General features: G+C 41.3%; 25 protein-coding genes. 10 read left to right on the plus strand and 15 right to left on the minus strand.

All coding sequences use genetic code 11. From position 1 onward, the window contains the following. The first annotated feature begins 247 nt into the window (after positions 1-247). Entirely contained in the window at positions 248-667 is a 420-nt protein-coding gene (locus FD725_RS26865; protein WP_179050945.1) for a response regulator, read from the plus strand. A gap of 17 nt (positions 668-684) precedes the next feature. Here the strand turns inward: FD725_RS26865 and FD725_RS26870 are convergent, their stop codons facing one another. Further along, on the minus strand, positions 685-864 hold the full coding sequence (locus FD725_RS26870; protein ID WP_179050946.1) for a hypothetical protein: 180 nt from the start codon (positions 862-864) through the stop codon (positions 685-687). 430 nt (positions 865-1,294) lie between these two features. Between FD725_RS26870 and uvrC the strand changes: the two genes are divergently transcribed. From uvrC to FD725_RS26885, 4 genes are all read left to right on the plus strand, one after another. Further along, entirely contained in the window at positions 1,295-3,196 is a 1,902-nt protein-coding gene (gene uvrC / locus FD725_RS26875; RefSeq protein ID WP_179050947.1) for an excinuclease ABC subunit UvrC, read from the plus strand. A 572-nt stretch (positions 3,197-3,768) separates the two neighbouring features. After that, the gene (locus FD725_RS32745; RefSeq protein WP_256871776.1) at positions 3,769-3,948 is read left to right on the plus strand and encodes a replication restart DNA helicase PriA; all 180 of its coding nucleotides are present in this window, start codon (positions 3,769-3,771) and stop codon (positions 3,946-3,948) included. 180 nt (positions 3,949-4,128) lie between these two features. Then, positions 4,129-4,896 carry a trans-aconitate 2-methyltransferase gene (locus FD725_RS26880; RefSeq protein WP_179050948.1) on the plus strand — a complete coding sequence of 256 codons (768 nt, stop codon included), beginning with the start codon at positions 4,129-4,131 and terminating at the stop codon, positions 4,894-4,896. Positions 4,897-4,933: 37 nt separating this feature from the next. Then, positions 4,934-5,440, plus strand: a complete 507-nt coding sequence (locus FD725_RS26885; RefSeq protein ID WP_179050949.1) for a hypothetical protein — start codon at positions 4,934-4,936, stop codon at positions 5,438-5,440. A 4-nt stretch (positions 5,441-5,444) separates the two neighbouring features. On the opposite strand, the gene FD725_RS26890 is transcribed toward FD725_RS26885, so the two are convergent. Then, positions 5,445-6,188, minus strand: coding sequence for a hypothetical protein (locus tag FD725_RS26890; RefSeq protein WP_179050950.1), 744 nt, complete (start codon positions 6,186-6,188; stop codon positions 5,445-5,447). Positions 6,189-6,268: 80 nt separating this feature from the next. On the opposite strand from FD725_RS26890, the gene FD725_RS26895 reads away from it, so the two are divergent. Further along, complete coding sequence (locus tag FD725_RS26895) at positions 6,269-7,750, plus strand: Rieske 2Fe-2S domain-containing protein (RefSeq protein WP_179050951.1); 1,482 nt, start codon at positions 6,269-6,271, stop codon at positions 7,748-7,750. Positions 7,751-7,809: 59 nt separating this feature from the next. Here the strand turns inward: FD725_RS26895 and FD725_RS26900 are convergent, their stop codons facing one another. From FD725_RS26900 to FD725_RS26930, 7 genes are all read right to left on the minus strand, one after another. Continuing rightward, complete coding sequence (locus FD725_RS26900; protein ID WP_179050952.1) at positions 7,810-9,201, minus strand: malic enzyme-like NAD(P)-binding protein; 1,392 nt, start codon at positions 9,199-9,201, stop codon at positions 7,810-7,812. Positions 9,202-9,326: 125 nt separating this feature from the next. Beyond that, entirely contained in the window at positions 9,327-9,530 is a 204-nt protein-coding gene (locus FD725_RS26905; protein ID WP_179050953.1) for a type II toxin-antitoxin system HicB family antitoxin, read from the minus strand. A gap of 395 nt (positions 9,531-9,925) precedes the next feature. Beyond that, positions 9,926-10,606, minus strand: a complete 681-nt coding sequence (locus tag FD725_RS26910; protein WP_179051714.1) for a Uma2 family endonuclease — start codon at positions 10,604-10,606, stop codon at positions 9,926-9,928. 108 nt (positions 10,607-10,714) lie between these two features. Further along, complete coding sequence (gene psbA / locus FD725_RS26915; RefSeq protein WP_179050954.1) at positions 10,715-11,797, minus strand: photosystem II q(b) protein; 1,083 nt, start codon at positions 11,795-11,797, stop codon at positions 10,715-10,717. Between the two features lie 358 nt (positions 11,798-12,155). Next, complete coding sequence (gene mreD / locus FD725_RS26920) at positions 12,156-12,758, minus strand: rod shape-determining protein MreD (protein WP_179050955.1); 603 nt, start codon at positions 12,756-12,758, stop codon at positions 12,156-12,158. 23 nt (positions 12,759-12,781) lie between these two features. Beyond that, complete coding sequence (mreC, locus tag FD725_RS26925; protein WP_179050956.1) at positions 12,782-13,603, minus strand: rod shape-determining protein MreC; 822 nt, start codon at positions 13,601-13,603, stop codon at positions 12,782-12,784. 94 nt (positions 13,604-13,697) lie between these two features. Beyond that, positions 13,698-14,705: a rod shape-determining protein gene (locus tag FD725_RS26930; RefSeq protein WP_179050957.1), complete on the minus strand. Its 1,008-nt coding sequence runs from the start codon at positions 14,703-14,705 to the stop codon at positions 13,698-13,700. Positions 14,706-15,213: 508 nt separating this feature from the next. Between FD725_RS26930 and FD725_RS26935 the strand changes: the two genes are divergently transcribed. Then, positions 15,214-15,576, plus strand: a complete 363-nt coding sequence (locus tag FD725_RS26935) for a single-stranded DNA-binding protein (protein ID WP_179050958.1) — start codon at positions 15,214-15,216, stop codon at positions 15,574-15,576. 65 nt (positions 15,577-15,641) lie between these two features. Here the strand turns inward: FD725_RS26935 and FD725_RS26940 are convergent, their stop codons facing one another. Both FD725_RS26940 and FD725_RS26945 read right to left on the minus strand, forming a co-directional pair. Beyond that, a complete protein-coding gene (locus FD725_RS26940) occupies positions 15,642-16,388 on the minus strand; it encodes an SIMPL domain-containing protein (protein WP_179050959.1) in 747 nt (248 codons plus the stop codon). A 549-nt stretch (positions 16,389-16,937) separates the two neighbouring features. Beyond that, positions 16,938-19,058, minus strand: coding sequence for a S8 family serine peptidase (locus FD725_RS26945; protein ID WP_179050960.1), 2,121 nt, complete (start codon positions 19,056-19,058; stop codon positions 16,938-16,940). A gap of 175 nt (positions 19,059-19,233) precedes the next feature. On the opposite strand from FD725_RS26945, the gene FD725_RS26950 reads away from it, so the two are divergent. From FD725_RS26950 to grxD, 3 genes are all read left to right on the plus strand, one after another. Then, positions 19,234-19,821, plus strand: coding sequence for a hypothetical protein (locus FD725_RS26950; RefSeq protein ID WP_179050961.1), 588 nt, complete (start codon positions 19,234-19,236; stop codon positions 19,819-19,821). Between the two features lie 151 nt (positions 19,822-19,972). Then, the gene (locus FD725_RS26955) at positions 19,973-20,215 is read left to right on the plus strand and encodes a BolA family protein (protein WP_179050962.1); all 243 of its coding nucleotides are present in this window, start codon (positions 19,973-19,975) and stop codon (positions 20,213-20,215) included. 81 nt (positions 20,216-20,296) lie between these two features. Further along, positions 20,297-20,620 carry a Grx4 family monothiol glutaredoxin gene (gene grxD / locus FD725_RS26960; protein ID WP_179050963.1) on the plus strand — a complete coding sequence of 108 codons (324 nt, stop codon included), beginning with the start codon at positions 20,297-20,299 and terminating at the stop codon, positions 20,618-20,620. Between the two features lie 90 nt (positions 20,621-20,710). Here grxD and FD725_RS26965 read toward each other — a convergent pair whose 3' ends face one another. The 4 genes from FD725_RS26965 to FD725_RS26980 all read right to left on the minus strand — a co-directional run bounded on the left by FD725_RS26965 (position 20,711) and on the right by FD725_RS26980 (position 23,292). Next, positions 20,711-21,214: a molybdenum cofactor biosynthesis protein B gene (locus tag FD725_RS26965; protein WP_179050964.1), complete on the minus strand. Its 504-nt coding sequence runs from the start codon at positions 21,212-21,214 to the stop codon at positions 20,711-20,713. A 78-nt stretch (positions 21,215-21,292) separates the two neighbouring features. Further along, entirely contained in the window at positions 21,293-21,628 is a 336-nt protein-coding gene (gene psb28 / locus FD725_RS26970; protein ID WP_179050965.1) for a photosystem II reaction center protein Psb28, read from the minus strand. A 454-nt stretch (positions 21,629-22,082) separates the two neighbouring features. After that, entirely contained in the window at positions 22,083-22,670 is a 588-nt protein-coding gene (locus tag FD725_RS26975; protein ID WP_179050966.1) for a Uma2 family endonuclease, read from the minus strand. A 19-nt stretch (positions 22,671-22,689) separates the two neighbouring features. Then, entirely contained in the window at positions 22,690-23,292 is a 603-nt protein-coding gene (locus FD725_RS26980) for a hypothetical protein (RefSeq protein ID WP_179050967.1), read from the minus strand. Positions 23,293-23,352 lie beyond the last annotated feature (60 nt).

Raw genomic sequence — 23,352 nt, forward strand, 5'->3', positions numbered from 1 at the left:
TTTCTAGAAGGTGCTTTGGATTAGTGGGAAGAACCCCAAAAATCAGAGATTTAAATAACATTTTGCGGAATTTTATGTATTAGAATAATCTTATTAATTGCTGACAAAAACAAAATTTAAACTTATCAATATCTGGTATTCCATTATCTAAGTTTATTTTTGAATACCTTGGTGGTTAAATTCTCTAAAACCTTGATTTCAGTATTTAACGCAAGTTATTGATTGTGAACTTCAAGTAATATGTAAAATGACAGCAAATCTACTGACAAGATATCAGCAATTTCACTCATGTCCTTTAAAGCGGATTCTTTTGGTTGAGGATAATGATATCAATAGAATGCTGCTGAGTGATTATCTAAGCTATTGTGGATATTATGTTAAAAGTCTATCAGATGGTTCAGATTTTTTAATGACTGTAGAAAAATTTCGACCTGAGTTAATCTTGCTAGACTTAAAACTTCCAGATGTTGATGGATATTCCTTACTGCAACAAATGCAGCAACATCCAGATTTTTCTAATATCCCAGTGATTGTTGTTTCTGCCTTGGCTTTTAAAGCTGATCAAGAGAGAGCAATAACATTAGGCGTTCGTAGTTATTTTGTTAAACCAGTGAATCTCAATTCTTTAATTATGAAAATTGAAGAAGTTATAACTTGTAACTCCTAATAATTTTTGAAATACATTTATTCTGATTTTTGCTCATTGACAAATGCTTCTACCGTTTCGGTGATACGCTGTACAGAACTGCCCAGCGTGTAGATTTGGCGTTGTGCTTGCTCTAAAAGCAAAACTGCTGATTGCAGTTCATTCAGTACTTGGACGATCGCTTCTCGATAATCAGATTCAAAGTCATTTACGTTCATTTTTTGGTTCTCTAGATAATCTCAAAATTATGATATTTTCCATAATAGTCGGATTATTTTGTTTACTGAATCCGTTAATGTGCTTAAAATGTAATATAAATTACCAGTAAACAATCCCTGCTTAATACTAAGAAAATATGAATAATTTGACTAGATAAATAGCAAAATTAGTATTGATTAGCAGCTAGATAATTTATTATTAATAAAATAGTATAGTTCATGAAGAAAATAAATTTTCAATCCCAAAAAATATAAACTAATTTAAAAGCTAGGAAATTTTTTATACAGAATGAGCAAAGTGGTAGATACAGAATATGATCAGTATTCACTTCATATTTGCTTGATAAAAACTGGGGTTGGTCGGCATAAACCAATGATTTTTCTTAAAATTAAGTATAGGTAAATTTGGAAAATTACCTAGATTGATATTGTGACAACATCTGCTCAAACACTACCACTAGTCAAAGACCCAGAACGTCTAGAAGCCCGTCTAGCTGAGATTCCCGCAGAACCTGGAGTCTATTTTATGCGAGATGGGAGCGATCGCATCATCTATATAGGGAAATCACGGAAATTGCGATCGCGTGTTCGTTCCTATTTCCGGGACGGATACAACAAAACTGAACGCATCACCACAATGGTGAAGCAGGTGACAGAGATTGAATTTATTGTCACCGACACGGAAGCGGAAGCTTTAGCTTTAGAAGCTAACCTGATTAAACAGCATCAGCCATACTTTAATGTGCTGCTGAAGGATGACAAGAAATATCCCTATGTGTGTATTACTTGGTCAGAAGACTATCCGCGCATTTTTATTACTCGCAAACGCCAGTTAGGGAAAGAAAAAGATAAGTATTATGGCCCCTACACTGATTCTGGTCTGTTACGTTCAATTTTACGCATATCTAAGCGCATATTTGCATTGCGACAACGACCCCAACCCCTATTTAAAGACCGTCCTTGCTTAAATTATGATTTAGGGCGCTGTCCTGGGGTGTGTCAACAGTTGATTTCACCAGCAGAATACCGCAAAACTGTGCAAAAAGTTGCGATGGTATTTCAAGGACGAACTCAAGAACTGATTGATATCTTGACAGAACAGATGGATAAAGCCTCAACAGCCTTGAATTTTGAGGTAGCGGCGCGGGTTCGGGATCAAATCGTTGGCTTAAAGTCGCTGACGGCGGAACAAAAAGTTTCCCTACCCGATGATACTGTCTCACGAGATGCGTTGGCGTTAGCCTTGCCGTCAGGTATCGCTCTAGCCGCAGATGCCAAACACGCCTGTATCCAATTATTTCAGATTCGGGCGGGACAATTGGTGGGACGCTTGGCTTTTGTGGCCGAATCCCTAGCCGAACCAGGAGCAATTTTACAACGGGTATTGGAGGAACATTACCAAACAGCAGAATCGGTGGAAATTCCCACAGAAATTTTAGTCCAGCATGACTTACCAGATGGGGATATTTTAGCTGATGTGTTGACGCAGCGTAAGGGGAAGAAGGTAACGATTGTCACGCCTCAGCGCCAAGTTAAGGCAGAATTAGTAGAGATGGTAGAGCGTAATGCCCAATATGAATTGCAAAGAATGCAGAAATTTGGCGATCGCAATCATCAAGCCATGCAAGATTTAGCTGCTATCCTCGATTTACCCGATTTACCCCACCGCATTGAAGGTTACGATATTTCCCATATTCAAGGATCGAATGCGGTAGCTTCTCAAGTCGTGTTCATCGACGGATTACCAGCTAAACAATATTATCGCCACTATAAAATTAAAAATCCCACTGTCACCATCGGACATTCTGATGATTTCGCCAGCTTGGCAGAGGTGATTCAACGGCGTTTCCGCAAATATGCGGAAGATCCGCAATTACCACGAGTTGATCATCCTGACTGGCCTGACTTAATTATGATTGACGGCGGTAAAGGACAGTTATCCTCGGTGGTGGCGATTTTGCAAGAGATGAATTTATTAGAAGATTTGCGGGTTGTGAGTTTAGCCAAGCAACGAGAGGAGATTTTTTTACCAGGTGAATCTTTACCCTTACCAACTGAGGCTGAACAACCGGGAGTCCAATTATTACGGCGGTTACGCGATGAAGCACACCGATTTGCTGTGAGTTTCCATCGTCAACAACGCAGTGATAAATTAAAGCGATCGCGTTTAGATGAAATTCCTGGTTTAGGACATCACCGCCAAAAGCAGCTTCTAGGACATTTTCGTTCTGTTGATTATATTCGCCAAGCTACACCTGCCCAAATTGCCGAAGTTGCTGGAATTGGCCCCCGTCTAGCCCAAGCTATTTACGATTATTTCCATCCAGCATGATTGCAAACTACTGGCAGGTTCACAATATCAGTCCCTGGGCATAAATTAAGAATACTTTATGGGTAATTGATAACTAAAAAACCATCATTTACTATCGATTACCTATTCCCATGACTCCATTGCTAGCCAATATCCTTAATCAGTAATATTGAAATTTTTATTTAAATTATCTGCTCGATATTTAATTAACAAAATATTAAGTAAATCTTAAGAAAGGTGTTTTGTGACTTAAGATACAGTATTTTCTTGATTTTAATTTTTGAATACAAAGATACCCACTTTATTGGTTTTCCATAGAAAGTAACTACGTATCTCAACCTGTTCTAGATGGGGATCACTAGCTCTCTAGAAAATCTCTATTGGCTTCAATGATTCATATATCTAGAGTGAGATGGTAAGATTGTCTTAATATGAGGATAATGTTTTTAGTACTCTAAGATTTTTAAATCTAAATTCTTAGTTAAATTAAGCAATCAAAATCGTCACTCTTTGTTAACTTGGTTGAAACCCAAAAGAGAATTTATTCTTATTTGGAATTTCGCCATCAAAAATTTAAACACCGGGGTTTTTCAATGCAAGTAATTCAAAAAATCTACTGCCCAAATTGTGGCAGCAATGCTGAACGCTATTATATTGCAGATAGTCAATTATGTCGGACACAATGCCCAAGTTGTGATTACTTGATGATTAGCTGCACGCGCACGGGTAGAGTGATTGAAGCTTATGCTCCTGGTATTCATCTACATCGCTAAATGTTTAATAAATTGCGGAAATTTTTCCTATTACTTCACTAAAAGCTGATGAAGAATAACATCAAAGCATCTACTACGCCAACAAGTTTTGATGTGAAGTAATTAAGCTGAAAAATACTTAGTCACACTATAAAAATAGTATAATCTGCTAATCACGCAGTAGACTAAACAAATTATCTTGTGACACCTAAAAATTCTTGGGATGCAGGCTTATATCAAGATAAACACGCCTTCGTGTGGCAATATGGCGAAGACTTGCTGAAATTGCTCAATCCTGAAGTGGGAGAGTTAATTTTAGATTTGGGTTGTGGAACTGGACAACTGACAGAAAAAATTGCCCAGTTTGGTACAGAGGTGTGGGGAATTGATAGTGCAGCAACGATGATTGCTCAAGCAAAACAAAACTATCCTCATTTGCGTTTTGATGTTGCTGATGCGCGCAACTTTCGTGTAGATAAGCCTGTGGATGCAGTATTTTCAAACGCTACGCTGCATTGGGTAAAGGAAGCGGAAGCAGCGATCGCCTGCATACATCAAGCATTAAAATCAGGAGGGAGGTTTGTGGCTGAGTTTGGTGGTAAAGGGAATGTCCAGCATATCCTCACAGCTTTACACCATGCGCTACAAACCCTCGGTATCTCCAACCTCCAAGCGATGAATCCCTGGTATTTTCCCAGCATTGGTGAATACGCTACCATACTAGAAGCACAAGGCTTTGATGTTATCTATGCTAATTTATTCGACCGTCCCACTCTTTTAACTGAGGGTGAAGCTGGTATGGCAAACTGGATACAAATGTTTGCTGGTGCTTTTTTGACAGAGTTATCTGCTGAACAACAAACACAGGTAATTGACGCAGTGGAAAAGTCTTTGCAAACAAAACTGTATCACAAAGGAACTTGGACAGCAGATTATCGACGAATTAGGATAGTTGCTATTAAAAATTAATGACTCAAAGCTGACAACTAACTAATGACTGAAAATTATGCTAGGACATAAACTTATCTTATTACTCACGTTCATACTGAGTAATATTGCATTTTTACCAATTGCATCTACTTTAGCTCAAACATCATCAGTACCCCTACCTTCAGATGCTCCTTTAGAGTTAGATTTATTGACTCAGCCCAAGAATGTAATTACAGCTAGCACTATTAATCTATCAGGATTAACTACACCTAGTTTGTGGTGGGCAAAAGAAAATTCGGAAAGTAAGCTATTAGATAATTGGATAGCATATCCAGCATCAGATACAGAACCTGCCAGAGTAGATTTAATTGTCAATCAGCAAATTTGGACTTTACTTGATTATTTAGAACGGTATGATTTTGTCAACCGCTTGGGTAGTAGCGCCAGAAAAGATGGTTATAATATCCGAGTTTTTAATTATCAAAAAGAACAGTTAGCAAGTTATACCTGTGACTTTAAGTCCAATTCCACAAACTGCAATATTAGTTTGAATGCTCAATATAAGTTACGCCGTCCTCAATAAACTGCTAAATAATTAACCAAGCGACTAAACCCCAAAAAGGGATAAATCTAAGCCAACGTTTTCTACTCCCGATTGGCTCAATTTCTCCGATGATTACTGCTTGGAAGATAGCAAATAAAATCAAATCTACACAAAAGGCAATAGTCAGGCGATCGCTCATTAAACGCGCTAAAAAATAATTATATCGTTCGGCTAAACTTCCCACTTCTGACCTACCAAAAAATAACCAAAATATAGCCATAGTTCCAACTATTAACCCTACACAACCCAATATCCGCGCCAGTAAATTTTTCTGCGGACTTTCTTTTTCCCATACCAGAGGATTTATAGCACGTACAGCCATGTAGGGAATCAAGAAGGTATTAGTCAAAAACATTGCCAAACCCCAAATCAAGAATTTTGGCAGTTTTTCACCTCTAGAATCAGCTAACATCAATGGTAAAAACATCAACATCCAAGCCTCTGCTAAGTTGAAAAGAGATTCTAGCCAAGGATGAACAATGACTATGGGAATATTTGCCACACCCACAGCATTAAGAATAGGCAAAATAAAAAAGAAGTTGAGTGATTCATGCCAAATTTCTTGTAAAGTCTGGGGTTGAATTGCCCAAACTGGTTCTCCTGGGAGTAACTGCCCTGGTGGTGATAGTAAGAGAATATATATGTAAAGCGCTGAAAGTAGCCAAAGTAATTGAGAAATGAGACGCTGCTCATTTGGGCGTGAATTAGGTTTGTGAGATGGTGTCATGGCGTTGAATATTTTCTGAGAAATATCACCTGTAATAATTTTTCCATTAAAATTTACGAAGTAAAGGCAAAGTGTTAACCATGACTACTGAAACCAAACTGCCAGGAAACATCCACAATCACAGTTCCTCGGATAGCTTAAATAACGAGCAACTGCAAACAGAGACAGGAACATTCTCATGGACAAAGCAGTGGTATCCCCTAGCTGTGGTAGAGTATCTTGACCCTGGGCGTACCCATGCCATGCAATTACTAGGCAAAGATATTGTCTTGTGGCGTGATGGTTCTGGTCAATGGCGTTGCTTTGAAGATTTCTGTCCTCATCGCTTAGTCCCGCTTTCCGAGGGGCGAGTTGAAGCCGATGGTACATTATTATGTGCTTATCATGCTTGGCGTTTTGATGGTGAAGGCAACTGTGTAAATATTCCCCAATCTCAAGATAAACAGACAGCAGCCAAGCATTGTGAAAATCAGAAATCCTGTGCGGTGACTTATCCTACCCAAGAAAATCAGGGGTTATTGTGGGTGTGGGCGGAAACAGGTGAACAAGCAAAGGTAGAAAGCCAATTACGCCAACCCCGCATTGTTCCAGAACTGGAAGATAAATCGGGTAGGGTAGTGCAGTATTTTTGGAACTTCCGCGATTTACCCTATGGTTGGGATTACTTCATGGAAAACGTTTCAGATCCTGCCCATGTTCCAGTCTCTCATCATGGGATTGTAGGCGATCGCTACAAAGATGCCAAGTACTACGATATGCTGCCTGTGCGGAAAATATCTACTCAAGATGGGTTTGCTTTTGAAATTCAAACTCAACCAGGCGATACCCCAACAGGAATTCATGACTTCCAACCCCCCTGTCACATGAGAATCGCCTCGACTCCCAAAGATGGTGGACAATTGATTCTGGCTTTGTACGCGACACCAACTCGTCCTGGTTGGTGTCGTCACATTGGTTGTCAGATATTTGTCAAAAATAACCAAGGGAAAATGCCCCAAGGTTTATCTTTCTTTGGGCTACCATTACCTACATGGTTAGGTCATGTGTTAGCATCTCTATTCCTACATCAAGACATGGTATTTCTGCATTACCAGGAAAAAACTATTGTCCAGAGAAGAAAGGGTAAATGGCTAGGTGCAGTCTTTACACCCAATCCTCAAGACAAGATGGTAATCACATTTCGTCAGTGGTTGGAAAAACGGGCTGGTGGTGGTATCCCTTGGGCGGAGGGATATAGTAACGATTTCCCAGCAGTTAAAGATAAGCAAAAACTCTTTGATGTGTGGACAACCCACACTCAACACTGTACAGTCTGTCAAGATGCTTTAAAAAATATTCATCGTCTGACGGTGTTTGCTTACGTAGTTGCGGCCTTATGCTTATTTCTAGCGGTAATCATAGATGCCAGAACAGTAGCAGGTGCATCTATATTCACAATTCCTCCCAGAGAATTTTGGCTAGCCTTGGGAGCCAGTATCTTGTTAGCTATGGGAGGATATCAGTTGCACAGGTTTAGTCGATTATTTTATGTCTACGAGTTTGAACACGCTCGCAATGATTAAAATGATCAAAAGGATGGACAATGCTGCCCATCCTTAACCAAGATAATTCTGGGATTTGATTAACCCCGTGCAATCCCTTCTTCCCGTGCTGCACGTTGGACAGCAGCAGCCACGGCGGTGACAACACGCTCATCAAAGACGGAAGGAATGATATGTTCCCGATGTAAGTCTGAGGGGTTGACTAAGGAAGCGATCGCACTAGCGGCTTCTAAGTACATCGTCGTAGTAATTGTCTGGGCGCGACAATCTAAAGCACCACGGAAGACTCCAGGGAAGGCTAAAACGTTATTGATTTGGTTAGGATAATCACTGCGTCCTGTCGCAATTACTGCCACATCTTTACTAACTAATTCTGGCTGAATCTCAGGAATGGGATTAGCCATAGCAAAGACAATCGGGTCTTTAGCCATAGATTTGACCATTTCTGGTGTCAATACTCCAGGAGCGCTCACACCAATAAACACATCTGCCCCTTGCACTGCACCAGCTAAAGTTCCTTGGGCTTTGACAGCAAATTCTTGTTTCTCTTCGTTCAAATCTGTGCGAGTATTAGAGATAATACCTTTGGAGTCGCACATCCAAATTTTATCAGCCCCGGCTTTCCGTAGTAACCGCGCGATCGCCACACCAGCCGCACCCGCACCGTTAATGACAATGCGGATTTCTGCCATTGATTTCTGCACTAATTTTAAGGCGTTAAACAAGGCTGCTAAGGTGACAATGGCTGTACCATGTTGATCATCATGAAAAACTGGGATATCCAATTCTTGCCGTAATCTCTGCTCAATTTCAAAGCAGCGTGGTGCAGCAATATCTTCTAAGTTTACTCCCCCAAACACAGGAGCAATATTTTTCACAGCTTGGATAATCTCTTCTGTATTTTGTGTTGCCAAGCAAATCGGAAAAGCATCCAGCCCAGCAAACTCTTTAAACAGCATGGCTTTACCTTCCATCACTGGTAAAGCTGCATGGGGGCCAAGATTGCCTAGTCCTAACACTGCACTACCATCGGTGACAATTGCCACAGTGTTTTGTTTGATAGTTAAATTGTAAACTTCTGCGGGGTCTTGAGCGATCGCTGTACAAACTCGCCCGACTCCTGGTGTATAAGCCATTGCCAAATCAGACACACTCTTGAGGGGAATGCGGCTAGTGATGCTGATTTTGCCGCCACGATGCAGATTAAATGTGCGATCGTAAACACTCAGCAGCTTAATATCTGCTATTGCTTTGACTGCTTGCACAATAGTTTCTGCGTGTTCGGTACTAGCTGCATCAACAGTCAAGTCACGAATGGATATTTGCCGAGTTTGCTCAATTAAATCGATTTGACCAAGATTACCACCACTGGTGGCGATCGCTTGTGTGATTGATGCTAGCATTCCTACACGATTAGGAATTTGCAACCGCAGGGTGACACTAAAACTAGAATTAGGAGTTAAGTCTGCCATCTTGATTTAGGATTTGAGATTTTAGATTTTATATTGAATTGTTACAGTAAACTCTATTTCTGCGATAAAACCTAACATCCTAATTCATTGTTTAGCGATCGCGTTTGTCTTCAGGCGCTGATTGCTCACACCAATACGACCTCAACTGTATCCTGTGGGACAATTTCACCACGAGCTTGTAGAACTTCAACATAAAGAGCGATCGCTTCTGCACGAGTTTTTCCTTGACTGATACAGCCTGGCAAACTGGGTACTTCCACAACAAAATAACCATCTTCTCCAAGATACAGCAGTACTTGACGTTGAGATTTTTCTTGAGGTGCGCTCATGCTTCAAATAGCTGCTCAATTGTTTCATCTAAATCTTACCATCCCAAAACAAAAAAGCGCTCTCTAATCCAGAGAACGCTACAAACCTACAATAACCCTAAAACTAACCATGATAGCCGGAGCCACGGCAGTACTACCAGCCAAATCTCAGGGAAAGTCGTGAGCATTGCGCTAGTGCATCACTTCTATACCCAAGCTGGCGCGGTGAGGATATCTGCTTATGTATTAATTACCCGATATTGAGAATCAATTACGGATTTCTGAAAGTTAACCTGAGTTCTACAGAACTAAAAAAGGGCAAGATATAGACCAGGCAAGTCTTTTGAATAAATGCCAATATATCACTCTCAGGCGATCGCTAGTATTTGTAATACTTTTCCCACAATCGCTCTAGCTTAAATGGTATCTGGATCGATATTTAACTCACGCAGTTTTGCTGCTAAACGTTCTGCTTTTTCTTGTGCTTTTTGTGCTGTTTCTTCCAGTGTCGGTACTAATTGACCATCTGAGGTGAAAAACCTTAATAATCCCTGATCAATTCCCAAATATAAACCTAATTGTTGACTCCATAAATAACCTTGTTCTGAAGCTTGTAGAGGTTGATATTTTCCATCTACTAAATGAAATCCCGCAAACTCTTGTGTAAAAGGGTCAAACCAAAAATAATCAGGTGTGCGGAAAGTATCTTGATAAATGTCTTTTTTTAAACCTCTGTCTGTCTTCGCTGTTGAGTCAGATAGTATTTCTAAAATGACGTGAGGATATTTTCCTGCTTCTTCCCACACTACCCAACTTTTTCGGGTTTTGCGCTCTGTTCCTCGTACGACAAAAAAATCTGGACCTCGAAAATCTTCTGATTTACGTTGGTATCGACTATGGTATATGGTCAAGTTTCCTGCCGCATAGAAATCACTTCTATCTCGCCACAACCATTCTAGGCATTGTAAAAGAAGGATGATTTGTCGGAGATGGAGTTCTGTTTCCAAAGGAGGTTCATCACTATACAAATCACCAGGAGGAAATATCACATCTTGAGAGATGTCTGCTTGAGATTCTAATTCTTGAGCAATGGTCATAGAATCCATCCGGCATCTATCATTTCTGCGTTGATTTTAGCATTTTCCCACCCAAATAAAAAAGCGCCCCTAATTAGGGACGCTTTTTTATTTAACTAAGCTTGATGATTAACCGTTGATAGCAGGAGCGCTGATAGCAACAGGAGTAACATTAGCAGCAGCTAAGTCTAAGGGGAAGTTGTGAGCGTTGCGCTCGTGCATTACTTCCATACCCAAGTTAGCGCGGTTGATGATATCAGCCCAGGTATTGATTACACGACCTTGAGAGTCGATGATGGATTGGTTGAAGTTGAAACCGTTGAGGTTGAACGCCATTGTGCTTACGCCCAATGCGGTGAACCAGATACCAACAACGGGCCATGCAGCTAGGAAGAAGTGCAAGGAACGGCTGTTGTTAAAGGAAGCGTATTGGAAAATCAAGCGACCGAAGTAACCGTGTGCTGCAACGATGTTGTAGGTTTCTTCTTCTTGACCGAATTTGTAACCGTAGTTGAGAGATTCGGTTTCGGTTGTTTCACGAACCAAGGAAGAGGTAACCAAAGAACCGTGCATTGCAGAGAACAAGGAACCGCCGAATACACCAGCCACACCTAACATATGGAAGGGGTGCATCAGGATGTTGTGTTCTGCTTGGAACACGATCATGAAGTTGAAGGTTCCGGAGATACCCAAGGGCATACCGTCAGAGAAAGAACCTTGTCCGATTGGGTAGACCAAGAATACTGCGGCAGCAGATGCCAAAGGAGCAGAGTAAGCTACACAGATCCAAGGGCGCATTCCTAAGCGGAAAGACAGTTCCCACTGACGACCCAAGTAGCAAGCACAACCAATTAGGAAGTGGAATACTACTAGTTGGTAAGGTCCACCGTTGTACAACCACTCATCCAAGGAAGCTGCTTCCCAGATGGGGTAGAAGTGTAAACCAATAGCGTTGGAAGAAGGTACAACTGCACCAGAGATAATGTTGTTTCCGTAGATCAAGGAACCTGCTACGGGTTCACGGATACCATCAATGTCTACAGGAGGAGCTGCAACGAAGGCGATAATGAAGCAAATGGTAGCGGCTAGGAGTGTAGGAATCATTAATACACCGAACCAACCGACATAAATACGGTTCTCAGTGCTGGTGATCCATGCACAGAAGCGCTCCCATACGTTGGCGCTTTGGCGCTGTTGTAAGGTTGTGGTCATCTTTCTATGATTGCTTTGGACTGTTAATAAATCAGGTGTATTAAACGTACGCCTGTAACGTAAAGTCTACATGAATTTACGCTAATTTAGTTATTATTTTCTGTATCTTTTTGTAACTGATTGTTGCATTCTCTTAACATATAGGTATGATTTGTAGCAGTCAAAAATACTTAAAAGCAAGCGCAGCAAGAACTTCAACTAAATGGAAATATGCACAAACTGTTGGAATTATGTATCTAGTCCAAAAATCAAAGTCTAGAGATTTAAAATTTTAAATCTCTAGACTTTTGACGGTTGACAGTAAAGTAGGAAAAATCTGTCTGTGCCGCAGCATCCACCCTAATTAACTAATGCTGAATTACTGCTCTAATAGCTTCATTTTTTGCCACCAACTATTTAGAGGGTAGTAGAGTACAGGGGCCCAGAGACTGCTGAGAATAGCAGAGGCTAAGGTAACTCGTTGATAGTATGCCCAAATATCTGTTGTCTGGCGATCGCCTGCTAAAGTTAATTGCATACCAAAAACCGTTTCTGCCAAAACTGCCATACCAAAAACAATCAAGGCAACAGAAATAAAATCCTCTTGCATGAAACGCTGCTTTTGCATCATTCCCGTCAAAAATCCGACTATTCCTAAAGTGATGGCATGAGATGGGTGAGGATTAGTCATGGCATCTTGAAGTAACCCTAAAATAATCCCTGCCAAAGTTCCTGACCACACTGAGCGCTTAATGCTCCAGGCTACTACCCAAATTAACAGCCAATTGGGGCCAATACCCAATAATTCCATACCAGGTAAGCGAGTTGGTAACAATAGCAAACACAAAAACACAGACCCTGCTGTCACCATCCAGTCAAGCAATTGTCGCCAACCAGGATGCCAACGCGCTAAAGGCAGATACCGGAACTTAGTTTTTCGTTCTGACGATTTTGATTTAGTACTAAATGAAGGTAGCTTCATTGTCTTAAAAATTGGGCGAGCATCTAATTAGACTTTGGCGATTGTGGATTTACCGACTGGGGATTTTCTCCTGCTTGATTTGTCGGCTTAGGATATACAGCTACCCAATCTAGAGAACGAATTGCCGGAAACAGTTCAATCTTGGCGATAGATGTTGGTAGTTTCTTCAAATCCAAAGATTTTATCCGCCCCACCGCCAAACCAGCCGGAAATTTTTGACTGTATGTGGAGGTAGAAACCAAGTCACCTACCTGTACATTAGGCACTTTCTCATAAAATTCTAATACCGCTTCTGCCGAGGAATCTCCGCGCAAAACCCCCTTAGCGGAAGTGCGACTAATTGTTACACCTACTTGACTTTTGAGGTCACTAATTAAGAGAATACGACTAGTGTTAGGTGTCACACTATCAACCAAACCAACTAACCCACCCTCAGATTTAACCACATAACCTGGTTGAATACCCGCATTGGAGCCACGATTGATACTCACTTGTTGCCACCAATGATCAGCACTGCGTCCTACTACTCTAGCCAGAATTGGCTGCGATGCAGCTGGCTCCTTAGCGACATAGCCTAATAAATCTTGGAGTTTGCGGTTTTGATTTTCCAACTCAGCTATGCGCGTTTGCATTTCCATAAACTGAGCATTTTTCAGACGTTCTTCTTGACGTTCTTCTAGAGATGGCCCTGTTTGTAACATTTGCCAAGGACGGGTAATCACTTGATATGCTTCCAATAGCAATCCACCTTGGGTTTGACGCAATACCCAAGCACTACCCAACACTAAAGCGAGTAATCCGACTTGCAACCCTTTACGATCCCACCAACGGCGTACAGTAACCATTTATACCTATTTTAATAAATTCAAAAGATACTGGATTCTATTTATATAGAACCCAAATCATAGGCAAATAGAACCCAATATCTCATATTTTTTGTTACATATTGCGAGAACGTCCGCTAAACACTCGTTCTAGCTGTTTAAAGTTTTCTAACACACGACCTGTTCCCAGTACAACACAGCTGAGAGGATCAGCAGCTATATGAGTAACAATGCCTGTTTCGTGACTAATTAGCGTGTCTATACCTTTAAGCAAAGCACCACCACCGGCTAACATGATGCCTCTATCGATAATATCTGCTGCCAGTTCGGGAGGTGTGCGCTCTAATGTCCGCTTCACAGCTTCTATGATGACAGATAAGGGTTCTAGCATACTTTCACGAATTTCTGGCCCTTTTAAGTTGACAGTTCGCGGTAAACCAGAAAGTAGATGTAAGCCTCGGACTTCCATCATGGCATCATCGTCATCATGAGTGGGATAAGCAGAACCAATGCGGATTTTGATATCTTCTGCGGTACGTTCGCCAATCACCAAGTTATGTACTTTTTTCATGTACATAATGATGGACTCAGTGAGTTCATCCCCAGCAATGCGGACTGATTCGCTAATTACTGTTCCTTGAAGACTCAAGACAGCGACTTCTGTTGTTCCGCCACCAATATCAATAATCATGTTACCAGTTGGTTCAGCCACTGGTAAACCTGCACCAATGGCTGCGGCTACTGGTTCATCGATTAAGTATACTTCTCTCGCTCCGGCTTGAGCTGCTGCATCCATGACAGCTCGTCTTTCTACTCCAGTAACGCCACTGGGAATACCAATAACGATCCGGGGTAAAATTAAAGACTTACCATCATTTACTCTTTGAATGAAGCTTTTGAGCATCAGTTCAGCCGTATCGAAATCAGCAATTACTCCATCACGTAAAGGACGGAGAGCAATAACATTTCCTGGTGTGCGGCCTAGCATTTTTTTAGCTTCTTCTCCCACTGCCAAAGCTACCTTTTCATTTTGATCGATAGCTACTACAGAAGGTTCTTGAAGTACAATACCTTTACCAGATACATAAACGAGGGTATTTGCTGTACCAAGGTCGATACCCATATCCCACGATGAGCGAAAGTTCCTAAAAAGACCCACGCGCCTCTACGCCCCCTATTTGTGACACTTCTAGACTACAACTGAATCATGAGAATCGTGCTGGATTCTATTATGTTTTCGATCCTGAGTCCAGCCAAATAGGCAATTATTACTTAGTTTCGGCTTAATCTCAGGTATCTTAGAGCTTACGCAATCAAACTGTTGACGTTGGGAAGTTGTAAGGGTGTGGGGGTATGAGGGTGTAACGGTTGGTAAACCTTGACTTCGATACCCTGGCATCCGTGGCTTCAATCCTCGATTTTCCGGTTCCATGCGTAAGTTTATGTGTTATTTCTTGGGTATTCTGTGACTGTTTAAATATATCCGTATAGTTTTTGAGTTTCTCCTAGTAATTTTGCATACTTTTATACTCTATTTTGTTGTTCAGTTTCTAACACATTTTCAATCAAGTCACAATTCGCTATGATCAAAGTCGGAGTGTAGCAGTACTTATGTACTAAAAGGAACGGATATGAGTATTAATATAGTTACCTTAGTTGGTCGTGTAGGCACTGATCCAGATATTAAATATTTTGAATCTGGTAGTGTCAAATGTAGACTAACATTAGCGGTGAAAAGAAGAAGCCGCAATAGTGATGAACCTGACTGGTTTACACTAGAACTGTGGGATAAGACAGCAGAGATTGCGGGAAATTATGTCCGCAAAGGTAGCTTAATTGGCATTAAAGGTTCCTTAAAGTTTGACTCCTGGAGCGATCGCCAAACCGGAGCCAACCGATCTACACCTATTATTAGGGTAGATCAACTTGAGCTATTAGGTTCAAAACAAGATCGAGATGGTGGTGGGGGCGACTTTGCACCAGAAAATTTTTAGTCGGTCAATGGCCAAGAGTCAATGGTCAAACGTCGCCCCAATGACTAATGACCATTGACTAATGATTAATAGCTAATTTGCAACGTCACTGATGCTTCCACTTGTTGTTCACCGCCAACGATGGGAGTAGAAGCGTCAGCATTGCCGAGTTTGGCAACTTCGGCTCGATACAATACAGGTGGTGGGGGCGGAGTAGCACCACCGATTTGAATACTGACAACTTCTTTGGGTTTTAGTCCCAGAGTATTAAAAACAGCGTTAGCTTGCTGTTGTGCGTCTTGGGTAGCCTCTTTGAGGGCTTGTTGTTTAGCTGAGGCGATCGCTTCATCACTAGCGACAAAGCTGATACTATTAATTTGAGTCGCACCTGCTTTGACTGACTCATCTAGCAATGTACCAGCCTGCTCAGTGGCAACCCGAAAACTGACAGTATTATTAGCCGCATATCCAGTAATGCGTTGGACATTATTGGTGTAACTGTAGACTGGATTCAGGCGAACGCCCGTAGTTTGTAATTTTTCCACATTCCGGCTTTTGAGTAGAGCCACCACAGCCGATGATTTGCGTGCAGCTTCTTGTTGTACTTCCTGGGCAGTCTTCCCTTGAATTTCCACCCCTAAACTCACTTCTGATAAAGTGGTGGGAATTGATTCTACACCGCGACCATTGACAGTCAAGGTACGCCACAACTTCTCTTTTTCTTGTGCCAGCCCAGGCTGTACAAAAGTCACGCATACTAATAACACTAATGGTAAACTCTGCCAAAAGTTGCCAGCAGACAACCGGGAACCGAATAAAGCGGTTCTCACCATAATTTATACTCCTCTGAATTTACACAGATAATTTTGTACAAACGTATTTTAAAGAGGGATGTGAGGGTTTAGGTGTATAAGGGGTGGATATTTGCCTAATATCCTACACCCATGCTCAATATTTCCCTATGCAGTTATCAATACAATTTGTATGTTCTTACTTTGACACTGCCATAGTCAAAAGTGAGAACTGTTACATTTTTGGAAACTGAAAAATTTTCCCAATCATCCGGTTGAAAGCCTTTTATACCATTTCACTTTAATAATGATACAAATACGTGAGTCCGTCAGTCCGTCAGGGATTGTAAATCCCTGTCTCATAGCTAAAGTCCTCTCAAGAGGACTGAATATCAGAGTCCATTTTAATGGACTTAAGCTATGAGACCACCGTTTTAACGGTGGGCGGACAATACCCAACGAGTAAGCTATATGTATCAGGATTTTTGTGAATTGGTATTACATCAGGGAAGTCAAAAGTCAAAAATGAAAACAACAATTTTTCCACTGAATTGGAGCGTTCGCGTAGCGTCTCGTAGAGAAGCGACTTGACTAAATCCCCAAACTCAATTCCCAACTATTGAGTTGGCCGACATCTTGGGGTGCGTAGTCAATTATCCATAACTGCCAATTGCCTTTGGCTGATTGGGAGAGTAATTGTTTAAGGATGGGATGCGATCGCACACTATAATTGGCTTTTAATTCCTTGCGGTTTCCTAATGTCCGATTTTGTAATAAGACTTGTTGATTATTGGGGGCAATTAAATAAATCTCTACATCGCCTAAAAAATCGTGAGTCAGATTCACTGTGATTTGAATATCTTTAACTGCACTTGCATCAGTTACAGCGATCGCACTTTTAATGCCTTGGCGATTGTTATCAGGAATTTGGATCTGGTTGGAATTGCTAAATTTTACTTGTTTACTAGCGCCTAATGCCGTCGCTCGTTGTTGCAACGCTGCTTGTACTGCTCTGGCTGCATTCACTTTGCCATAACCAAACCATTGGGAGTGTCCATTCTCATCATATTTACCTGCTTGTAAACCCAGTTGTGGGTCTGGTTCCGGGTCTACGATTTTATCAGCCGTGGTTTCTAGAATCCGTTTAACTTGTTGGGCAGTTAAGTCAGGATTTGCTGACAAGACTAAAGCTGCTACCCCAGCCACTACAGGCGTAGCACTGGAAGTTCCGCCAAAGTTACTGGTAAAATTACCAGGGGTGTAACCTGCTGCGCCGACAATATCAGTAGTCAGCATTCCCAACCCTTTGAGGGAAGTAGCGATCGTTGGTTGGGTGTATAAGAAACCCTTCTCAGGGAACGACATTCCCGGTGAAGCATTATTACTGGGAGCAGCCAGCGAAATATTTGCACCCCAATTACTATAAGCAGCCTTTTTGCTCATACTAGTGGATGCAGCGATCGCCATCACATCAGGATGGACAGCAAACCCGCCTAACCACTCTGTCAGACCTTGTAAAACATTATCCGGCCAATCCTGTTCATACACAGCACCGCTAACCGGACGATTAGCATTACCCGCCGCGAATAAAATTACACAACCCTTACCATTGCGTCCTTGAGTCGCAGCCCTAGTAATAGCCGCCCGTTGCCTTAACGACAACGGAAAATACACAGCCGAAGCCCCCCAACTGCAAGAAATTACACTAGCACCCTTGTCAATTGCCCAGTTAAATATCTGCTCAATCGATTCATCATCCAAAAACCCAGTACTACGGATAGGCATCAGCGCACAACCAGGCGCAACCCCAACAATTCCTGTACCATTTTCTTCCGCAATTGCTAACCCAGCGCAGGCAGTACCATGACTGGTTTCTTGTTCTCCTGGCAAAGGTAAAAAATCATTTTCCCGCAAATCTCTAGGAGCAACAATCTTGCCACTACCTTGAAAATCTGAGTGGTTTAAATCAAAAGAATCATCCACCACAGCCACAATCACTGAACGCACCCCACGAGTAATATCCCAAGCTTGTTCTACAGCGATATGGGAACCCAAAACTAACTCATCACCACCATTATGATTGAGATACCATTGCTGTTTGTAGAGCTTATCACTAGGTTGATAATGAGTTTCACTCTGAATTATCACATTAGGTTCAGCCACTAATACTTCTTTCATGGCCTGCAACTGATTAGCAATTTTAATGGGATTTTCTGTGGCTTGTTTACTCACCAGAAACACAAAAGCATTAGATATTCCCAAAATTGGTTTGTCTTGGACTAGGTTGAACGTAGAAGCAATGAGATTAATTTTCGCCGCATCCACTCCAGAGGCAAACTGAATGGTGATTTGCTCATTTAAATATACAAAAGTCTCTGGATTATCCTTAACCGTGTAAATATGACTAGCAAAAGCCACATTTTTATCAGCACGGGCTTGATTAATCGCTGTCTCTAACTGTGCTGGTGCCACCTGAAACACTTGCAATCGTGCTTGAGAAATACTACGCTGCCAAATACCCCAACTAACCTGAGATAATTGTTCTACAGGAAAATCGGTAACTAAACGGATGGTGAAGCGGTCTAAAGCTTTTTCTAAGATCAATTCTTCACCACCTCGTTGCAGAACTAATCCCAAGCTACTTGTTGGTACACCTGTAGTTGGCTCAGAGGAGTTTTGGCGTTGATGCAGTCTACCGTAGTTATCGTTCATAAAGGCGATTGTGGTTAATGCACGGGCGATGGGAACTCAGTTAAACCGATTTTCTGTCTAAATCAAGGAAACTGTATACTTAGCTCCACTTTGTCAAAAACGCAAACAGAGTTAAGATACCCGAAGTTTCCCTAGATTGATCTGTTTCTTAATAGTTGTTGCACAAATTGACCCCATGAACTTCGCGGCCCCTGCTTCTGTAATTCGTTTGACATCTCTCTCGGTAGTAGTAGCCCTTGGTCTACTTGCACCTGTCAACGCTCAAAATCAAGCCCAGCCCATCGATCCTAATAGCCCTAATAACCTACGTCCCACAGCCCAAAATAACAGCCTGTTGAGCATTGAGGGTGGAGAACGGTTAATGAAAGAGGCAGAGCAAGCCGTCGCTTCTCAAAATTACGCCCAAGCAGCTAAAAAACTGCAAGAAGCACGTCAGATATACAATCAGCTATCAAATTTTTATCAACAGCTAAACTCTAGCTTTTCCGGTATTGATAACAGAGTTTCTGATTCTCAACGTCAAAAAGCCCTATTAACAGCCCAAAAGCGCGACGAAGCTACATATCAGTTAGCCTTGGTACATCGCGCTCAAAACCAACCAGAATTAGCTGTACCCTTGTTGGTGCAAATTATCCAGAGTCAAAACCCTACACGAGAACTAGGCAAGAAAGCTTACCAGCAATTGTTAGAGTTAGGTTTTGTCGATGCTCCCTATCCTAGACAAGGCGGTAGCAGTTCTTCATCTTCTTCGCCTAAGAAGTAAAGGGGGTAATGGGTAATGGGTAATGGGTAATGGGTAATGGGTAAGAATTTACTCTCAATTACCAATTACCAATTACCACTATCACAGACTCCATCTACATAACCAGCAACTTGGGTTAATAATAGAAAAGTAAGTTTTTTTGGGAATTGCGATGATCAGTCCGCAGCAGGTTGAGGCAATGATCAAGGTGGCATTGCCAGATGCCGAAGTTCAGGTGCAAGACTTGACTGGTGGCGGTGACCACTATCAGGTGACAGTAGTCTCATCGCAGTTTGCAGGTAAGAGACTTGTGCAGCAGCACCAGTTGGTTTATGGCGCATTGCAACAGGCTATGTCAACTGAAGCTATTCACGCCTTGGCATTGAAAACACAGACTCCCGAAACTAGTCAATAGTCCAGAGTCAGTCAAACGATTAATTAGCTATTGCCGATAGACTAATGATTATTGAGGCAAAACTAGGAAACAGAAAAAACTATGACACCAGAAGCTCAAGAGAAAATTGATAGTTTAATCACACAAAATAAAATTATGGTTTTCATGAAGGGAACCAAATTAATGCCCCAATGTGGTTTCTCTAACAACGTTGTCCAGATTCTCAATACCTTGGGTGTTCCTTTTGAAACTGTCAATGTTTTAGAAGACCAAGAAATTCGGCAAGGGATTAAAGAATATTCCAACTGGCCGACAATTCCTCAAGTGTATGTTAACGGTGAATTTATCGGTGGTTCCGATATCTTGATCGAACTTTACCAAAAAGGTGAGTTACAGCAATTGGTGGAAGTAGCGTTAGCTTCTTGATGAAAAAGGGTTAGAGGCTAGGGACTAGGGACTACAGGCTAGAAAAAAGTAAGTCTCATCCCAGCCCCTAATCCCCCCAATCCCCAATCTCTATTTCCGCATTTGACTGACCAAGTGAGTAATTTCTGGCAAGATGAGCTTTTCCATGCCTAAGCGCACAGCATTGCTAGAACCTGGGAGAGAGAAGATGAGCTTATTTTGATAAATGCCGGCAACAGCGCGAGAGGCGATCGCTCGTGAACCAATTTCTTGATAACTTAGAAATCGGAATAATTCGCCAAATCCGGGTAGGCTCTTTTCTAATAATTTTTCAATAGCATCATAAGTGGTATCCCTGGGGGCAATACCTGTACCACCGTTAAAAATTATTACATCTACATTGACGCTTTGACCAAATGATTCTATCTCTGCTTGAATCTGCGCTGGTTCATCTGGGATAATTTTGTATGCGCCTACAATGTGGCGACTACCAAGTAATAATTCTTGGATTAAATGACCACTCTTGTCAGTTTCCAGGGTACGTGTATCGCTGACAGTAACAATCGCACAAGTTACTGTAATTCCCGGTACATCTGGATGGGGTTGTTTTTTCATACAGCTTGTCAGTTGTTAATTGTCAGTGGTCAGTTCTTGTTTGTGCTATTGACTACTGACCAATGACTCTTGACTAATTTAAGATTTACTAAACCCTAAATCATTCTCTTGAGCATAACGTTCCATAAAGCGGATGAAGCGATCCCATTCGTCACTGGATTTCATGAGATACAGTGCTTCCAATGCTTCGGGTCTACCATTGATGAATTTAGCTTTCACTTCGCGGGTGATTATTTCCCCTTCTTCGTCAATTAAATACATTCCTGTAATATCGTCTGTACTACCTTGATCAAGAATTTTGGGATTTGTAAAAATAAACGTTGCTGTGCCACTGTCGCCACTGCGCGATCGCGTCAAACGCACTTCTGGAATTACTTCTTCGTCGAGTCCCCTAGAAAACTGAATCTTTGCCATGATGAATGACTTTAAAGTTTTGTGATCGTTAGTTTAATATTCTCTCATCATTTATTACTCTCTGACGTGGGGATCGAGGATTGGCAAAGCTACACAAACCCGTCGGCGTTGCAGAACAGGGGGATGAATTTAGGCAAGCAGGGGAGGCAAGGGGGTGCAGGGGAAGCAGGGGGGGGAAATTTTATAACTTGCTATCAGCAACGCCACCCAGTCTGCCTCCCCAGACCTCTCACATCTGGGTAGGTTGAGAAACAGTAGAGACGTTGCATTGCAACGTCTCTACATAATTCATGTGTATCATGATTAACGTGAAATGGTATAAATCCCCGTCACAAAACATAATTACATAGGTGCAAGCCTTCCCGTAGGGTATCACGTAGCTTGCTTCTCGCATGAAAGCAAGTATTACTTAGGCGCAAGCCTTCCCGTAGGGTATTACGAATTACGAATTATTTTAATAATTAGGCTTTGCCGGAAATACTTGATTTAAATCAACAGACAAATGAGGAAAACAAGGTAAAGCTATCAACTGATTAGGCAAGACAATTCGCTTATTTGCATAACCATACTTTCCTTGACTATCTTGATAAGGCTCACCATAACATTCTAAATAGTTATCAAACAAATTGAATATCCAATAATCAGAAATACCTGCTTGAGCATAAAGTGGAATTTTGATATCTTGATCATAAGTTAGGGAAGAGTCTGCAATTTCCATCACCAGCAATACATCAGCCGGACTGGGATGAGCTGATAGATAATCATCACTGCGGTTTTTAATAATAGCAAAATCCGGTTCTGGTTCGCTGTTGGGTGGTATGGTAATTGGCGCTTGAGATTGTAAAGTAGCCCTATCTCTGATAATTCCGGGGAGTTCCTTCAACAATTTTCGTAAACAAGTCGCATGGGCTGTACCCTTAGATGCCATTTGTATCAGTTCCCCGTTAATTAATTCAATGTGGTCATCTTCGTGGAAAAAGCCCAAATCCGTAAGTTTGCGGTATTCTTCTAGTGAGAAGCGTTTAGCTTGAGTGAGACTCATAGATTTTCCTCATTTAAGACTATTTTTGAGCGATCGCACTATATAAAATCCCCAATATTTTTTTTATATCTTTAATATAATATTCACTCAAGTCAATGCTAACAACGTTACCATCTAGCTTGATAAATTGCCAAATTGTCCCAATAGTCACAGCACCATAAATTGTTTTGCTCTGATTGCCACTTTTGTCATTAAAAATTTGATCTGCCACCATTTCTGCAATACATTGTGCTAAACCAGAACGCAAATTTTCATTTTTACTCTCTACGAAAACCATGATCGGAATACAGATGAGTAATTGCTCTGAAGAAAGGCTCAAGATAAAATCACAAAATCCATTTAATCCCCGTTGAGCATCAACAGTAAAATCGACTCCAGAACACAAACTAATTTTATAATTATATTTGCGGCGAATCTCCAGTAAAATCGGACTGATAATCATTTCACTGCGAGCTTTTTCCGAACTAATGGCGACCGCTAAATCTACATTTTCTTGTAATATAGTAGATAATAAATCACTACATTCTTGTTCTGGCACATGAGCAAATAATCCAGAAGCTTCGTGGATAACTAAACCAAAAGAGTCAATAACTTCACTTAGTTTAAAGTCACTGTAAGCCATAAATAATTATTCTCATACCTGATGCAGTTGTACATTGTCTATGGCAACCGACATCTGAGG

This window comes from Nostoc sp. TCL26-01 (assembly GCF_013393945.1).
Classification (GTDB): domain Bacteria; phylum Cyanobacteriota; class Cyanobacteriia; order Cyanobacteriales; family Nostocaceae; genus Trichormus.

What these genes read in the sequence shown, in the direction of transcription:
- FD725_RS26890 (WP_179050950.1), bottom strand. Translation starts at nt 6,188, where the DNA reads ATGACACCATCTCACAAACCTAATTCACGCCCAAATGAGCAGCGTCTC.
- FD725_RS26930 (WP_179050957.1), bottom strand. Translation starts at nt 14,705, where the DNA reads ATGGGTATCGACCTTGGTACAGCAAATACCCTCGTTTATGTATCTGGT.
- FD725_RS26965 (WP_179050964.1), bottom strand. Translation starts at nt 21,214, where the DNA reads ATGAAAAAACAACCCCATCCAGATGTACCGGGAATTACAGTAACTTGT.
- psbA (WP_179050954.1), bottom strand. Translation starts at nt 11,797, where the DNA reads ATGACCACAACCTTACAACAGCGCCAAAGCGCCAACGTATGGGAGCGC.
- FD725_RS26980 (WP_179050967.1), bottom strand. Translation starts at nt 23,292, where the DNA reads ATGGCTTACAGTGACTTTAAACTAAGTGAAGTTATTGACTCTTTTGGT.
- FD725_RS26950 (WP_179050961.1), top strand. Translation starts at nt 19,234, where the DNA reads ATGAACTTCGCGGCCCCTGCTTCTGTAATTCGTTTGACATCTCTCTCG.
- FD725_RS26940 (WP_179050959.1), bottom strand. Translation starts at nt 16,388, where the DNA reads ATGGTGAGAACCGCTTTATTCGGTTCCCGGTTGTCTGCTGGCAACTTT.
- FD725_RS26900 (WP_179050952.1), bottom strand. Translation starts at nt 9,201, where the DNA reads ATGGCAGACTTAACTCCTAATTCTAGTTTTAGTGTCACCCTGCGGTTG.
- FD725_RS26975 (WP_179050966.1), bottom strand. Translation starts at nt 22,670, where the DNA reads ATGAGTCTCACTCAAGCTAAACGCTTCTCACTAGAAGAATACCGCAAA.
- mreD (WP_179050955.1), bottom strand. Translation starts at nt 12,758, where the DNA reads ATGAAGCTACCTTCATTTAGTACTAAATCAAAATCGTCAGAACGAAAA.
- FD725_RS26910 (WP_179051714.1), bottom strand. Translation starts at nt 10,606, where the DNA reads ATGACCATTGCTCAAGAATTAGAATCTCAAGCAGACATCTCTCAAGAT.
- FD725_RS26865 (WP_179050945.1), top strand. Translation starts at nt 248, where the DNA reads ATGACAGCAAATCTACTGACAAGATATCAGCAATTTCACTCATGTCCT.
- FD725_RS26895 (WP_179050951.1), top strand. Translation starts at nt 6,269, where the DNA reads ATGACTACTGAAACCAAACTGCCAGGAAACATCCACAATCACAGTTCC.
- grxD (WP_179050963.1), top strand. Translation starts at nt 20,297, where the DNA reads ATGACACCAGAAGCTCAAGAGAAAATTGATAGTTTAATCACACAAAAT.
- FD725_RS26935 (WP_179050958.1), top strand. Translation starts at nt 15,214, where the DNA reads ATGAGTATTAATATAGTTACCTTAGTTGGTCGTGTAGGCACTGATCCA.
- FD725_RS26870 (WP_179050946.1), bottom strand. Translation starts at nt 864, where the DNA reads ATGAACGTAAATGACTTTGAATCTGATTATCGAGAAGCGATCGTCCAA.
- FD725_RS26885 (WP_179050949.1), top strand. Translation starts at nt 4,934, where the DNA reads ATGCTAGGACATAAACTTATCTTATTACTCACGTTCATACTGAGTAAT.
- mreC (WP_179050956.1), bottom strand. Translation starts at nt 13,603, where the DNA reads ATGGTTACTGTACGCCGTTGGTGGGATCGTAAAGGGTTGCAAGTCGGA.
- FD725_RS26955 (WP_179050962.1), top strand. Translation starts at nt 19,973, where the DNA reads ATGATCAGTCCGCAGCAGGTTGAGGCAATGATCAAGGTGGCATTGCCA.
- psb28 (WP_179050965.1), bottom strand. Translation starts at nt 21,628, where the DNA reads ATGGCAAAGATTCAGTTTTCTAGGGGACTCGACGAAGAAGTAATTCCA.
- FD725_RS26945 (WP_179050960.1), bottom strand. Translation starts at nt 19,058, where the DNA reads ATGAACGATAACTACGGTAGACTGCATCAACGCCAAAACTCCTCTGAG.
- FD725_RS26905 (WP_179050953.1), bottom strand. Translation starts at nt 9,530, where the DNA reads ATGAGCGCACCTCAAGAAAAATCTCAACGTCAAGTACTGCTGTATCTT.
- FD725_RS32745 (WP_256871776.1), top strand. Translation starts at nt 3,769, where the DNA reads ATGCAAGTAATTCAAAAAATCTACTGCCCAAATTGTGGCAGCAATGCT.